This window comes from Micromonospora sp. H33 (assembly GCF_052068455.1).
Classification (GTDB): domain Bacteria; phylum Actinomycetota; class Actinomycetes; order Mycobacteriales; family Micromonosporaceae; genus Micromonospora.
In genome coordinates this window covers 565,853-579,160 of the sequence record NZ_JBQHDE010000001.1, presented here as the reverse complement: position 1 = coordinate 579,160, position 13,308 = coordinate 565,853, and the positions used below count along the sequence as shown (strand labels likewise).

Here is a 13,308-nt window from a genome sequence, read left to right as displayed (position 1 = left end):
CGGTTCGCATCTGTCGTCAACGACGACCAGTGGCGACGAGATCTGCCCAGGTCACCGGGCGTGACGAGCCTCCTGGCCGGCCACGACGGCGACGGCTTACCTGTAGTTGGTGAACCGCAGAGTTGACCCGTCTACTTGGGCTGCGACGGACAGCACATGGCCGTGCGGGCTTGCGGGCCGCGCTCATGTCAGTGCCTTGGCTGGCGCCAGTCCGGGGCGTGGGTGATCAGCGGTAGCACCGCCAGGCATATGCATCGCCGGGATTGGTTGTCCGTGCGTAGGCGCCCGAATCATAGGTGTCCTGGCAGGCGATGTCCATGTTGACGATGGACGCGGAGAAGAGAGTTTCGCATTGCCAACGGCCGTCGCGGCGTGGGTCCGCCGAGCCGCCGGTGTGCCTGTCGCAGTACCGCTGGACCAAATTTTCCACCCCACCCCCGCTTTGTGGGCCGAGCAAGACCGGACCCGGACTTTGGGTCGGCGCAGGCGTGACCGACGGTGTGGCGCTGGGCGTAGCGGAAGGCGTGACCGACGGTGTGGCGCTGGGCGAGGAGGAAGGCGTGACCGACGACGTCGCACTGGGGGTAGCGGAGGAGTCGGGCAGTGTTGGGGAACTTGGCGGCGCGGATGGCTCCGGATGGGTGCTTGGCTGCTCGTACGCGTCCGTCGGGCTGGCGGCCGCCGGCAGCGGCAGCCCCGCTTCGGGCGGCTGGTCCGACCCCCACATGAACGCGAGAGCGCTGAGCAGCGCCGCCAACGCAAGCCCGCCGACCGGAATCATCCAGCGCCGCCGCCGGTTCGCCGGCCTTGGGCGGACATCAAGCTCCCGGCTGTGCTTACTTTGGGGCCGCGTCTTCTCCTCCGCCTTGGAGTCCCGCGCGTCAGACTCCTCGTGGCGGTACTCGTTACGGCCAGCGTAGCCCCCGTGGGGGTACTCCCTGCGGGCGTAGTCCTCCTCCGGCTGGGGGTACCTTCCCTGCTGCGCGGCGTACGCGTACCCGTGAGCCAGAGAGGTATCGGCCGGTCCATACGGCTCTTGGGCTCGGTGCTCCTCCTGGTAGGACTGGTCGTGCTCGTCGTACTGATAGGTCTGGTCGGGCGCGTAGTACGCCGGTTCGGGGTAGGCCAGCGACTCGGACCGCCGGTACGCGTACTCGTGCTGACGGTAGGCCCCGTCGTACTGTTCGTAGTCATCCTCGTACTGCTCGCGCGCCCGATGCCTTGCGTGTCGCCCTTCATAATCCTGGTAGGCATTCCCGGGCTCGTACGACTCCTCGCGCCGTTGCGGCGCGGCAGCCTCCAGCCGCTCGAAATACGGGTCCGAATCACTTGCTGCCAGCCGCGACCGCCGAGAGATCCAGTTGTCTGAGCTACCCGCCGGGTCGTCGTAATATCCGGTAGCCACATCGGCGGAACGAGCGGTCGATCTCTCGGCCACGATCGCCGGCCTCCTCAGAGTGCACGGGTGCGGACAGCCAGATCACTCTACTCGCCATCGGCCAAAAGTCGACCCGGCCATCCCGCGAACGGACGACAGAAGCCGCCGACGGCTGCGCACAGACGACGGCCCGAGGTCGCGGACGGGCGCAGACACGTCCCGACGCAGCGCGCAGATTTTGTAAACGAGACGTCATGCAGCAGCGAGGCAGCGAGGCAGCGAGAAGGCAGCAAGAGCCTTGATCCAGGTCGGTGCCGGACGTCGAACGACGGCGGGGTTTACCTGCTCGACGGTATAAGCCGCTAGGAGTCGCTGGCAGCCGACAATTTCGGTCCGCATCCCTCCGACGGGGGTCGTCCCTTTCCCGGGTCGTTGTCCCGCCGCAGGTCACCGTCTCTTCTCGGCGGTTCCGGCCTCGGTTGTCGGCGCTCGCCGGCAGAGCCGGCGGTACTCGGCGGTCACCACCGCGAGCAGGAAGAGGTCCACGCCGAGCGCGGCGAGCGCCCCGAACTGGTTGACGGTGAAGCTGAAGATCTGCCCGAACAGCAGATCCACCAGCAGCGCGAGTTTGAACAGCCGGAAGGCCCGCACCTGGTCGCTCGGTAGCAGCAGCGCCCCGCGGATGCCGAGCACCGCGGTGATCAACGCGGAGAGCGCGACCCCGAGCACGGCGCCCCATTCCCGCTGGTCGGGCAACTGGCCGGTGGCCGCGTCCTCCACGACGCGGAGTACGACGACGAACGGCTCGCCGACCAAATAGAGCACCACCAGCGACACCACCCACCGGTGGGTGGTCACCCAAGCCAGCGCCCGGCGCCCCCGGTTGAGCCAGGGTTGCCAGAACCTGGTTCCGGGTGGCTCGCGCCGGGGCACGGCGTCCAGCAGCCGGGCCACCCCCTCCTCCACGTCCGGGCCGCAGCCGCGAACCAGCCGCATCACCGCCTTGCGACGCAGATCGGTGAGGCCGGTGCCGAGCCCGCTGACCACCGTGTACAAGGCGTTCGCCGTCCGCTCCGGACCGGAGAGCCGGGTCCGGCCGCGGATCGCCTGGGTAATCAGCACCAGCAGGGCGAAGGAGCCGTAGATGATGCCGGCGGCCGGGGCGTAGAAATAGTCGGTCCCGGCCGTGACGAATTTGCCGACCTCGTCGATGAAGAGCCCGAACCCGGTCCCGCCCAGGATCGCGCCGAGGATGCGCGCCGCGCTGCCGAGGAAGACCAGCGCGACACCCAGGCCGGCGGTCATCAGCAGGCCACCCCAGAGCACGTGCGCGATGTGGAACCCTCCGCCGCCGAGCCGCGGGTAACCGGCCGCCTGGAGAAAGGCGCGGGTGACCAGCACCGTCACCACCCCGGAGAGCACGAACGCCTGCAGGTACGACGGTGCCTCCAGTACCCGGGGCGGCATCGACCAGCGGGACGAACGGGCCGGCATGGTCCAGACGCTAGTGCTGGCGTCCGTTGCCCCGGGCCCGTTCCGCCCGAATCGACGGAGTCGTCGGTCGCCGCGGCGGGTCGGCCGCACGGGCGACTCGTTCCGGTCAATCGGCCACTCGCCGGAGTCGACTCCGGCGGACGAATCTCCGCGGTCCGTTCGCGACCCCACCGCCCTACGTCGTGCGCAGCCATTCGCGACGACAGGCGCTGCCACCTCGACGAATGCTTCGCCGAGCGCCGGCAGGCATAGCAGATCAACTGCTGTTTCGGGCGTTGTCCACAGGTGGCTCGGTCGTCCACAGGCGGCGCCCGTGGGGCGGCGTCTGCGGGCCGGAGCGAGCAGGGTTCCGGACCAGCGAATCCGAGCCGACCGCTGGAGGCCGTGATGCCACCCCGTACCTCCGTACCACCCCCTCGGCGCCTGCCCCTGCTCGTCACGTCCGACGGGGACCTGCTCGACGACCTCCTGCGGCTCGCCGCAGCCGGCGGCGTCGAGGTGGACCTCGCGCCGGATCCGGTGGCCGCCCGGTCCCGTTGGTCGCCCGCTCCACTGGTGCTCGTCGGCAGCGACCAGGCCCAATCGTGCCTGCGGGCACGGCTGCCGTACCGGCGTCGCCTGGTGCTGGTCGGCCGCTCCGGCGAACTCGAGCCCGGCTGGGAGGTCGCCGATCTGATGGGGGCCCAGCACGTCGCGACCCTGCCGGCGGCCGAGCCATGGTTGGTGGACCGGTTCGTCGAGTGCGGCCCGGACCAGCCGGTCCCCGGCGGGGCCCGGGCCGTGGCCGTCCTGGGAGGTCGTGGTGGTGCCGGCGCGAGCATCCTCGCCGGCGGTCTCGCCGTCACGGCTGCCCGGTCCCGGCTGCGCACGCTCCTGGTCGACGCCGATCCGCTCGGCGGCGGGCTGGATCTGGTGCTGGGCTGGGAACAGTTGGACGGCCTGCGCTGGCCGGCGCTGACGGACGCCGAGGGGCGGGTCGACGCGCCGGCTCTGGTTCGTGCCCTGCCGAGCCGGGGCGACCTGGTGGTGCTCTCGTGGGACCGGGGCGACCTCCTGCCGCTGCCCGCTCCGGCGATGGCGGCGACCCTCGACGCCGCCCGCCGTGGTCGGGACGTCGTCGTGGTCGACCTTCCGAGACATCTCGACGACGCGGCGGTGACCGCCCTGCAAGCCGTCGATCGGGCGTTCCTCGTCGTTCCCGCCGAGCTGCGCGCCACGGCCTCGGCAGCGCGGGTGGTCGCCGCCGCCGTGCCGCACTGCGCCGACCTGTCGCTGATCGTGCGGGGGCCGGCGCCGGGCCGACTCAAGGCCGCCGAGGTGGCGGGGGCACTCGGGCTTCCGCTCGCCGGGACGTTGCGCCCGGAGCCCGCGCTCTGCCGGGGCCTGGAGCGCGGCGAAGCCCCGGCCGCCGACGGTCGGGGCTCGCTGGCGGCCCTGTGTCAACGGATCGTCGCCGAGCTGACCGGAGCGCCCGCGGCGGGTGCGGCGTGACCGGGCCCGCCGACGGGGAGGGGCTCGCCGCGCGGGTCCGGCAGCGGATCGCGTCCTCGTCCGCACCGGTCACCCCGGCCGCGATCGTCTCCGCCGTCCGGGCTGAGCCGACCGCCGCCGTGCTCGGCGACACCACCCTGCTCCGCCTGGCCGACCGGGTGCACGACGACCTGGTGGGTGCCGGTCCGCTCGCCCCGCTGCTGGCGGATCCCGAGGTGACCGATGTGCTCGTCAACGGCGTCCGGGTGTGGGTCGACCGGGGGCGGGGCCTCGAGCAGGTCGCGGTGCCGGTGGGCTCGGTGGACGACGTACGCCGGCTCGCCCAGCGGCTCGCGGCCGGCGCCGGGCGGCGGCTGGACGACGGCTCCCCGTACGTCGACGCGCGGCTCGCGGACGGCACCCGGCTACACGCCGTGCTGCCCCCGGTGGCGACCGACGGGCCGTACCTGTCCCTGCGGACCTTCCGGCAGCGACCGTTCACGCTCGACGAGCTGGTACGCCACGGCACTGTGCCGCGTCCGGTGGCCCCGGTGCTGTCCGCGGTGGTGGCGGCCCGGCTCGCGTACCTCGTCGTGGGTGGCACGGGCTCCGGGAAGACGACCCTGCTCAACACGATGCTCGGTCTCGTGCCGGCCACGGAACGGATCGTGCTCGTCGAGGACGCCGCCGAGCTGCACCCGAGCCACCCGCACGTGGTGGGTCTGCAGGCTCGGACGGCCAACGTGGAGGGCTCGGGCGCGATCGGCCTGACCGACCTGGTACGCCAGGCGCTGAGGATGCGACCGGACCGGCTGGTGGTCGGTGAGTGTCGCGGGCCGGAGGTGGTCGACCTGCTGGCCGCACTCAACACCGGGCACGAGGGCGGCGCCGGGACGCTGCACGCCAACGCGCCGTCCGACGTGCCGGCCCGGCTGGAGGCGCTCGGCCTTCTGGGCGGCCTGCCCCGGCCCGCGCTGCACGCGCAGGTGGCGGCGGCCCTCCAGGTGGTGCTGCACGTCCGGCGTTCGTCGCGGGGACGGGTGCTGGAGTCGGTCTGCCTGCTCCTGCCGGACGGGCCCGACCGGCTGGTCAGCGCCGTGCCGGCGTGGGTCCGCAGTGGCGGCCCGGCGTCCGCCGCCCGAACGCTCGCGGAGCTGCTGGACGGCCGTAACGTCGCGGTCCCGCCGATCCTCCGGGGGCCCTGGCCCGGATCGGCGGGACCGGCATGACCCCGCCGTACCTGCTGCTGACGCTGGTCCTGGTGACCATGGCGGTCGTCGCGGGCCGGCCGCTGCTGGTCACCCGTCGGCGGGCGTTCGGCACGGGTGCTGCCCCTGTCGAGGATCCCCTGGTCGCGTGGGTGACCAGCCTGCGGCGTGACCATTGCGCACCGGCCGGTGGCGGATTACCGGACGGGGAGCCGTCGACGTGGGCTCCGGACGAACTGCCAGCGGCCGAGCCGGTGGTGGAGGTGGTGACGCGGGCTCCGATCTCCCGCTCCGGGATGGTCACGCCGCAGGGCGAGTCGTCGTCGGCCGACCCGGGCCCGTCGTCGACTGCCGGCCCGCAGGAGGTTGGCTTGTGGCCACCGGCGGCTGCCGCAGCCCTCCCGCCCCGAACGGCCCGTGCGCTGGAGGCGTCCCGCCTGCTCACGATGCCGGGTTCACCGGACGCGCGCGGCCCGCGTCGCACGGGGCCGCCGTCGCGGCGCGACTCGCGGCGTCCGGGCGGGCCACCGCCGTCCGGGGGCGACGGCCGTCGCGGGGGGACGCCGACGCAGTCCGCGCCGTCGGCGACGCCATCGGCCGCGGCGACGTCCTTTCGCATGTCGGCCACCGGCTCGGCCCGTCGGGGACCGGGGGTCGCCCCGGGACGGCGCTGGTGGGCGGGTCCGGCGGCGTCACCGAGGCGCACCCTGCTGCTGGCCGGCCTGGTCGCGGCGGCCCTGGGTGCCGTGGCGGGCGGTCCGGTGGCGGCGTTCGCCGCAGGGGCGTACGGCACGGTGGGAGTTCGCGGCCTGCTGCGACGCGAGGCGTCGCGGCGCGCCCGGCAGGCCCGCAAGCACCGGCTCGACCAGCTCTGCGACCTCGCCGCCGACCTGCGGGCCGGTCTGCCGGTGGCCCAGGCGGTGGCACTGTCGACAGACGCAACCGACGGGCCGGGGAGTTCCCTGACCCGGGCCGCCGTCCATCTCGCCGACCGGACCGGCGCGCCGCTGGCGGAGCTGCTGGAACGGATCGACGTGGACGCCCGTTCCGCCGACCGGGGCCTCGCCGCCGCGGCGGCCCAGGCGGCCGGCGCGCGGGCGACCGCCTGGCTGCTCGCGGCCCTGCCGCTCGGGGGCATCGGCCTGGGGTACGGCATCGGCGTCGACCCGGTCGCCGTGCTCCTGCACACCCCGATCGGCGGCGGCTGTGCCGTCCTGGCCGTCGTACTCCAGGTCGCCGGGCTGCTCTGGGCCGAACGGCTCACTTCGATCCCGGGCCGGAGCGCGTGATGTCCCGCATGGTGCTCACCTCGGGTTGCCTTTCCGCGGGGGTGCTGCTGGCGGCGGTCCTGTGGACGAGGCGCCGCCGCCCGGTACGTCGCCTGCGGGATCTGCGCCGGGCCCCGGCCGGTCCGCCACGGATCCGGCCGGAGACCCCGGCGGGCACGTCCGGCCAGCCGCGACGCCGTCTCCGGCCGGACGCGATCCGACTCGTCGCCGTGTTCGTCGGGGTGTCCGTCGTCGTGGTGGTCGGCGGCTGGGCGGGACTCCTCGGTGGGCCGGTCGCCATGGTGCTGCTCGACCGGACGCTGCGGCGGATCGAGTCACCGGCCGTACGCGAGCGGCGCCGCCGGGAAGCCGAGGACCTCCCGCTCGCCGCGGACCTCCTGGCCTCGGCGATGCGCGCGGGCGCCCCCGTCGACCGTTCGGTGCTGGCCGTGGCGGATGCGCTCGACGGCCCGCTCGGGGAGCGTCTCGCCCGGGTCGGTCGGTTGCTTCGGCTCGGGGCCGACCCGGCGGAGGCGTGGGCGTCGCTCGGTCCGGTGCCCGGTGCCGAGCGGCTGACCGCGGCCGCGCTCCGCTCGGCGGCCAGCGGTGCCGCCCTAGCCGGCGCGCTGACCCGCCTCGCCGACGACCTGCGGGCGGACCGTGCCACGGCGGCCGAGGCGGCTGCCCGCCGGGCCGGGGTGCTGATCGTGCTGCCGCTGGGGCTCTGCTTCCTGCCGGCCTTCATTCTCGCCGGTCTGGTGCCGGTGATCGTCGCCGTCCTCGGTGACGTGCTCTGACCACTTCGAGAAAGGACCATGCACATGCGCAGACTCATCGCCCGCCTCCGCGGGGACGCCGGGATGAACACCGCCGAGTACGCCGTCGGCACGCTCGCCGCGGTCGCCTTCGCCGGGATCCTGCTGAAGGTGCTGACCTCCGGCAACGTGCAGTCCGCGTTGACGGCCGTCATCGACCGGGCACTCAAGTGACGCAGCGCCGGCGGGCCGGCCGTGACCGGGGATCGTTCACCGCCGAGCTGGCGGCCGGACTTCCGGCGCTGCTGCTGTTCCTGTTCGCGGGCCTGACCGCGGTCCACGCGGTGGGCACGAAGGGCGAATGCATGCACGCGGCCCGGGAGGCGGCGATCGCCGCCTCCCGGGGCGACGACGGACGGGCCGCCGCGGACCGGGTGGCCCCGCCGGGGGCGGAGGTGTCGATCACCGTGGACGGGGATCGGGTACGCGCGACGGTGCGGGCCCCGGTACGCGCCCTCGGTGCCCGGCTGCCCCGGCTCACGATCACGGCGACCGCTGTGGCCGCGGTCGAGCCCGGCCCGGCCCTGCCGTGATCCGGGAAACGTTGATCGGATACGCCTCCCGGGTTCGACACGCCGACCACCGTGCCGCTGGGACGTATCCGATCAAGGGGCGCTCCGATCACGGGAACGACATGAGGATCAACGTGGACGATGACCGGGGTGGTGCGACGATTCTTCTGCTTGTTGTCGGCATCGCGTTCGTCCTGTTCGGTACGGCCGGCGCAGCGGTGGCGGCCGCCCGGGTGGCGCGGCAGCAGGCTGGCGTCGCGGCGGACCTCGGCGCCCTGGCCGGCGCCGGTGACGCGGCCCTGGGCGCTGCCGCGGCATGCGCGTCGGCCGCCGACGTCGTCTCGGACAACGGCGGACGAATCGTCGACTGCCGACTCGACGGGCTGGACGTCGTGATCGCTGCCGAGGTGACCGTCACACCGATGCCGGGCCTGACCAGAGTGGCGACGGCACGCGCCCGAGCCGGTCCGGTCCGAGGCTGAGCGGCGCGGGTGCGGCATGCGTGCCGGCCCAGCCGGAGATCAAGCGGTGCGTGCGGCGGCGGCCGAGGTTGAGCGGTGAGCGCCGGGACGGCCGTGCGGTCGAACAGACACGTCCGTTCGCCTTCGCCGGCCCGGTTTCAGGTCTGGGCCGGCGAAGGCAACGTCGGCCATGGGCCGGAGCACCTCGACGTCAGCGGGCCTGGAAGGCGTCGAGGGCGACGGCCATCGCGATCACCAGCCGACGGTCGATCTGCGGGTGCTGGATCTGAACGACGTACCGGTCGCGGAGGCCCCACTTCTTGATGACGGAGAAGACCGGCTGGCCGTCCGCGACGAAGTCGAAGTGGTACGGCAGCCAGGACAGCGAGTCGACGAAGCGGCGGAGCAGGGCCACCGGCAGGGAGCGCTCCTGCCCGGTGACCTGGGGCAGCCCGGGCTGCTCGACGTGCCACGTCGAGCGGAGCAGGGACTGCGCGAAGTCCTTGCGGAACGCCCCGATCGGGTTGCCGGCGTGGTCGGTGACGTCGTAGGTGGCACCGAGGTCGAGGCGCTGTCGCGCCTTGAAGCCGAGCAGCGGCTGCTGCTTCGAGTCGTCGGTGTAGATGGTCACCTGCTCCTTGAAGGCGAGCCGCTTCTGCTGGGCGAACGCCAGCAGACCGCCTTCGGAGCCGTCGGGGGCGACGGCGTGGACCTCGTACTGGTTGACCATCAACCGGATCCGTTGCCGGATGTGGAACTGCTGCTGAGCCTGCAAATTGTCGGGCTGCATGAGATCTCCTTCAGCGGGTGGGCCGGAGTCTCGCACAGCCCGGGCCTCGCCGCCCGCCCCCGACGCCCCGGATGGCCGCGTGTCAGCACTTGCCGTCGGCCGTCGTGCGCAGGGCCGAACTCAGCACCGGCCGTCGGCCGTCGTGCGCAGGGCCCAGGTCTGGAGGACGGGCCCAGGCCCGCGCCGGTCCATGCCGCTCAGGAGGGGAGGTTCGCCAGCACCACGTCGAGGACGCGGATGGCGTCCGGCTTGGAGAGCGGGTTGTTGCCGTTGCCGCACTTCGGGGACTGGACGCAGGACGGGCAGCCGGACTCGCAGGCGCACTCCGCGATCGCGTCCCGGGTCGCGCGCAGCCACGCCGACGCCGTCCCGTACGCGCGCTCGGCGAAACCGGCCCCGCCCGGGTGCCCGTCGTAGACGAAGACCGTCGGCGCCTCGGTGTCCGGGTGCACCGCGGTCGAGAGCCCGCCGATGTCCCACCGGTCGCAGGTGGCCATCAGCGGCAGCAGCCCGATCGCGGCGTGCTCGGCGGCGTGCAGCGCGCCCGGCACGTCGGCCGGGTCGACCCCGGCTGCCGCCAGAGACTGCGGCGAGAGGGTGAGCCAGACCGCCACCGTGCGCAGCTCACGGGCCGGGAGGTCCAGCGGGCGGGTGTCGATGACCTCGCCGGTGGCGATCCGCCGGCGCTGGTACGACACCACCTGACTGGTGACGTCGACCTCGCCGAGGAAGAGCCCGACCGGCCCGGCGTCCACGTACGACCGTACCGACACCACCGACAGCGACGTGACGTCGCGGGCGTGGGTGGACCAGTCCGGCTCCTCGGGGTGCACCAGCGCGCACCCGTCGGCGAGGTCGAGGGTGTCGACCACGTACGACACGCCCTGGTGCAGGTAGACCGCGCCGGGGTGGAGCAGGAAGTGGGACGACCCGCCGTCGACCGTGCCGAGCAGCCGCCCGGTCGCGGCCTCCACCACGCAGACCGGCGCGCCGTCCTCGCCGCGCAGGTCGACCTCGGGGCGCTCCCGGTGCCGCCAGTACCAGCCGGTCGGCCGTTGCCGCAGCGCACCCGCTTCGACCAGCGCGTCGACGGCCTCCTTCGCGCCCTCGCCGAACAGCTCCAGGTCGGCGGGGGTGAGCGGTGCCTCGGCCGCCGCGCACGCGAGCTGCGGCCCGAGAACGTACGGGTTGGCCGGGTCGAGCACGGTCGCCTCGACCGGGGCCCCGAAGACCGCCTCCGGATGGTGGACGAGATAGGTGTCGAGCGGGTCGTCCCGGGCCACCAGCACGGCGAGTGCCTCCTGGCCCGAGCGCCCGGCCCGGCCGGCCTGCTGCCAGAGCGACGCGCGGGTGCCCGGGTACCCGCAGATCAGCACCGCGTCCAACCCGACCAGGTCGACGCCCAGCTCCAGCGCGTTGGTCGACGCCAGCCCGAGCAGGTCGCCGTGCAGCAGCGCCCGCTCCAGCTCCCGCCGCTCCTCGCGCAGGTACCCAGCCCGGTAGGCGGCCACCCGGTCCCCGAGCCCGGGCACCGCCTCGTCGAGGGCGCGCCGGGCGTTCGCGGCCACCACCTCGGCACCGCGCCGGGACCGGACGAACGCGAGCGTACGGACCCCGGAAGCAACCGTGTCGGCGAGCAGGTCCGCGGTCTCCCGCAGCGCCGACCGGCGGACCGGCGCCAGGTCGACATCGTCGGGGGAGGTGGCGGTGGCGGGCAGCAACGGTGGCTCCCACAGCGCGAACGTCACCCCGCCGCGCGGCGACGTGTCCTCGGCGACGGCCGTGACGGGCAGGCCGGTGAGCCGCCCGGCCGCCGCGGCCGGGTCGCCCGACGTGGCCGAGGCCAGCACGAAGACCGGGGTACGTCCGTAGCGCGCGCACTGCCGCCGCAGCCGGCGCAGCACGTGGGCGACGTGCGAGCCGAACACACCCCGGTAGGTGTGGCACTCGTCGACCACCACGTACGCGAGCCGGCGCAGGAACCCCGACCACTGTGCGTGCCCGGGCAGGATGCCATGGTGCAGCATGTCGGGGTTGGTCAGCACGAACCGGGAGTGCCGCCGGATCCACTCCCGCTCGGCGCGCGGGGTGTCCCCGTCGTAGCAGGCGGGGCGTACCCCCTCCAGCTCCAGGTCGGCGACGGCGCGCACCTGGTCGGCGGCGAGCGCCTTGGTCGGCGCGAGGTAGAGCACGGTGGCGCGGGGGTCGGCGAGCAGGGTGGCCAGCGCGGGCAGCTGGTACGCCAGGGACTTGCCGGAGGCCGTGCCGGTGGCGACGACGACGTGCGTCCCGGCGTACGCGAGGTCGGCCGCCTCCACCTGGTGCCGCCACGGCGCGACGACGCCCCGGCGGGCGAACGCCGCGCGCAGCTCCTCGGGAGCCCAGGCGGGCCACGGGGCGGGGGTGCCGGGGCGGGCCGGCACCCGCTCGACGTGGGTGACCGGGTCGGCGTCGCCGCGGGCGCGCAGCCGGTCCAGCAGGTCGGCTGGCGCGGGGCCTGCGGTGAGGGTGGCTGCGGACGACGGCTCCAGGTCGTGGCGCGGCGCCAGACGCGCGGAGCCGGAGCTGTCGGACGACTGCTTCAGGCCGTGGCGCGGCGCCAGACGCGCGGAGCCGGAGCTGTCGGACGACGGCTTCAGGTCGTGGCGCGGCCGCAGACGCGCCGAGCTGAAGCTGTCGGAGGTCACGTCCTGCACTCTCGCACTGGTGTTCGGAGATGAAAAGCGGGGGCCGGGGGTAAGGGAGAGATCGCCGCCGGTGACCGACAGGTCGTCCCGGCGGTAATGGTTAGATGCCCTGGAGAGTTTACGGCTCTTGCGAGGAGGACCGATGGAGCTGTCGCTGGCGACCCGCACCGTGGGGGAGCACACGGTGCTCGAGGTCGGCGGTGAGGTGGACGTCTACACCGCCCCCCGGCTGCGCGAGCGGCTCCTCGAACTGATCGACGGTGGGGCGCGGCACGTCGTGGTCGACCTCGGCCGGGTGGACTTCCTCGACTCCACCGGGCTCGGCGTGCTGGTGGGCGCCCTCAAGCGGCTGCGGACCGCGGGCGGCACGTTCGCCCTGGTCTGTGACAAGGAGCCGCTGCTGAAGATCTTCCGGATCACCGCGCTCGACCAGGTCTTTCCGCTGCACCCGACGGTCGACGCGGCGACCGGCGCGTGATGGCCACGGTCCGCCTCTCGTTCTCGCCGGCCCCGGTGCACGTCCGCACCGCCCGACTGGTCGGCGTCGCCGTCGCCCGGCGGGCGGGCGTACGGGAGGACCTGCTCGACGAGGTGCGGCTCGCGATCGGTGAGGCGTGCACCCGGGCGGTCGCCCTGCACCGCCAGTACGGCCTGCCCGACCCGGTGCTGGTGGAGATGTCCGACTCCGGGGCGTACGCCGTCCGGGTCGTCGACCGCGCCCCGATCGAGGCCGGGATCGGCCTGGCCGCCCTGCCGCCGGACGAACTGGCCAAGGAGTCGCTCAGCGAGGACGCCCTGACCACCGGCGTCGGCTTCGCACTGCTGGCCGGCTTCGTCGAGGACCTCCAGGTGCGCCCGGTGGAGGAGGGTGTCGGCACCGAGGTGCGGATGGTGTGGCCGGTCGGCCGCTGAGCTGATCTTTCTTTTCGCAGGCCGCGTCCCGAGCAGGGGGCGCGGCCTGATCGTCATGGACGCCCTCCTATATCAGACTTCCGCTCATAACACAGCGACGAAGATCATCCGGACACGGTGCCCCCTCGGTGTGACCTCCGACACTGCGGAGGGCTACAGTACGCGGGTTGTCAGCAAGTGATCCATCCCGCCGCCAGCGGGAACGGTGTTCCATCGCTGGTCCGCTCGGGGTGGGTTGGCGCGTGCTTGCGACACCGCATCCAGGCGCCATCCGGTGCGTCTCCACCGGCCGGCGCGAGCGTTCGGTACAGGA

The 13,308-nt window shown here is 73.7% G+C and carries 13 protein-coding genes; 9 read left to right on the top strand and 4 right to left on the bottom strand.

Annotated elements, in window-relative coordinates; translation table 11 throughout:
- Positions 1 to 226 precede the first annotated feature (226 nt).
- Positions 227 to 1,438: a hypothetical protein gene (locus ACTMS0_RS02740; protein ID WP_441153471.1), complete on the bottom strand. Its 1,212-nt coding sequence runs from the start codon at positions 1,436 to 1,438 to the stop codon at positions 227 to 229.
- Between the two features lie 387 nt (positions 1,439 to 1,825).
- Entirely contained in the window at positions 1,826 to 2,845 is a 1,020-nt protein-coding gene (locus tag ACTMS0_RS02735) for a hypothetical protein (protein WP_441153991.1), read from the bottom strand.
- 414 nt (positions 2,846 to 3,259) lie between these two features.
- Here ACTMS0_RS02735 and ssd point away from each other — a divergent pair, with 414 nt between their 5' ends.
- The 7 genes from ssd (at position 3,260) to ACTMS0_RS02700 (ending at position 8,627) form a co-directional block, all read left to right on the top strand.
- Entirely contained in the window at positions 3,260 to 4,363 is a 1,104-nt protein-coding gene (ssd, locus tag ACTMS0_RS02730) for a septum site-determining protein Ssd (RefSeq protein ID WP_441153470.1), read from the top strand.
- Entirely contained in the window at positions 4,360 to 5,571 is a 1,212-nt protein-coding gene (locus tag ACTMS0_RS02725) for a TadA family conjugal transfer-associated ATPase (RefSeq protein WP_441153469.1), read from the top strand. Before ssd ends, ACTMS0_RS02725 begins: the two co-directional genes overlap by 4 nt.
- Positions 5,572 to 5,846: 275 nt before the next feature.
- Positions 5,847 to 6,839 (top strand): type II secretion system F family protein, encoded by a 993-nt coding sequence (locus ACTMS0_RS02720; protein WP_441153990.1) that lies wholly within the window; start codon positions 5,847 to 5,849, stop codon positions 6,837 to 6,839.
- Positions 6,839 to 7,615 (top strand): type II secretion system F family protein, encoded by a 777-nt coding sequence (locus tag ACTMS0_RS02715; protein WP_441153468.1) that lies wholly within the window; start codon positions 6,839 to 6,841, stop codon positions 7,613 to 7,615. The genes ACTMS0_RS02720 and ACTMS0_RS02715 overlap by 1 nt, the downstream gene beginning before the upstream one ends.
- 18 nt (positions 7,616 to 7,633) lie before the next feature.
- Entirely contained in the window at positions 7,634 to 7,807 is a 174-nt protein-coding gene (locus ACTMS0_RS02710; protein ID WP_441153467.1) for a DUF4244 domain-containing protein, read from the top strand.
- Positions 7,804 to 8,166: a TadE family type IV pilus minor pilin gene (locus ACTMS0_RS02705; RefSeq protein ID WP_441153466.1), complete on the top strand. Its 363-nt coding sequence runs from the start codon at positions 7,804 to 7,806 to the stop codon at positions 8,164 to 8,166. The genes ACTMS0_RS02710 and ACTMS0_RS02705 overlap by 4 nt, the downstream gene beginning before the upstream one ends.
- Positions 8,167 to 8,267: 101 nt before the next feature.
- Complete coding sequence (locus ACTMS0_RS02700; protein ID WP_441153989.1) at positions 8,268 to 8,627, top strand: Rv3654c family TadE-like protein; 360 nt, start codon at positions 8,268 to 8,270, stop codon at positions 8,625 to 8,627.
- 190 nt (positions 8,628 to 8,817) lie between these two features.
- On the opposite strand, the gene ACTMS0_RS02695 is transcribed toward ACTMS0_RS02700, so the two are convergent.
- Positions 8,818 to 9,396 (bottom strand): hypothetical protein, encoded by a 579-nt coding sequence (locus ACTMS0_RS02695; RefSeq protein ID WP_441153465.1) that lies wholly within the window; start codon positions 9,394 to 9,396, stop codon positions 8,818 to 8,820.
- A gap of 197 nt (positions 9,397 to 9,593) precedes the next feature.
- Complete coding sequence (locus tag ACTMS0_RS02690; RefSeq protein WP_441153988.1) at positions 9,594 to 11,945, bottom strand: DEAD/DEAH box helicase; 2,352 nt, start codon at positions 11,943 to 11,945, stop codon at positions 9,594 to 9,596.
- Between the two features lie 280 nt (positions 11,946 to 12,225).
- On the opposite strand from ACTMS0_RS02690, the gene ACTMS0_RS02685 reads away from it, so the two are divergent.
- Complete coding sequence (locus ACTMS0_RS02685) at positions 12,226 to 12,561, top strand: STAS domain-containing protein (RefSeq protein WP_155329250.1); 336 nt, start codon at positions 12,226 to 12,228, stop codon at positions 12,559 to 12,561.
- Complete coding sequence (locus ACTMS0_RS02680) at positions 12,561 to 12,995, top strand: ATP-binding protein (protein WP_441153464.1); 435 nt, start codon at positions 12,561 to 12,563, stop codon at positions 12,993 to 12,995. The genes ACTMS0_RS02685 and ACTMS0_RS02680 overlap by 1 nt, the downstream gene beginning before the upstream one ends.
- Positions 12,996 to 13,308: the final 313 nt, after the last annotated feature.